Below are 255 nucleotides of genomic sequence, written 5' to 3'. Positions count from 1 at the left end.
TTTCAGCGCGATGTACACATGACGGCGGCCACCCGCCTTTTTTGCCACGCGCGCGCGCATCGGCTGGCCGTCGACCAGCACCACGTCGCCCTCGCCGACCACCGCCCCGGTACCGGCCGGGTGGCCGTTCACGGTGACGCGGCGCTCGCCGATGTTGCGGTCGGCTTCACGCCGGGAACAGAAGCCGGTGTCGGCAATGAACTTGTTGTGTCGGGTTGTCATCACGCCATTCTCCGGCCAAACCCCGTCCGGCGT

1 protein-coding gene is annotated in these 255 nt (G+C 67.8%); it reads right to left on the bottom strand.

The features are described 5' to 3' along the window. Positions 1-222, bottom strand: a 222-nt coding sequence (locus tag ACQG3P_RS20655) for a S4 domain-containing protein (RefSeq protein WP_426806093.1), incomplete at its 3' end; no start/stop codon positions are given. Positions 223-255: the final 33 nt, after the last annotated feature.

The sequence above is a fragment of the Stenotrophomonas sp. SrG genome, assembly GCF_050031795.1.
Classification (GTDB): Bacteria; Pseudomonadota; Gammaproteobacteria; order Xanthomonadales; family Xanthomonadaceae; genus Stenotrophomonas; species Stenotrophomonas rhizophila_A.
Note: the sequence above shows the minus strand (reverse complement) of the source record. Positions and strands in the feature narration are given on the sequence as shown.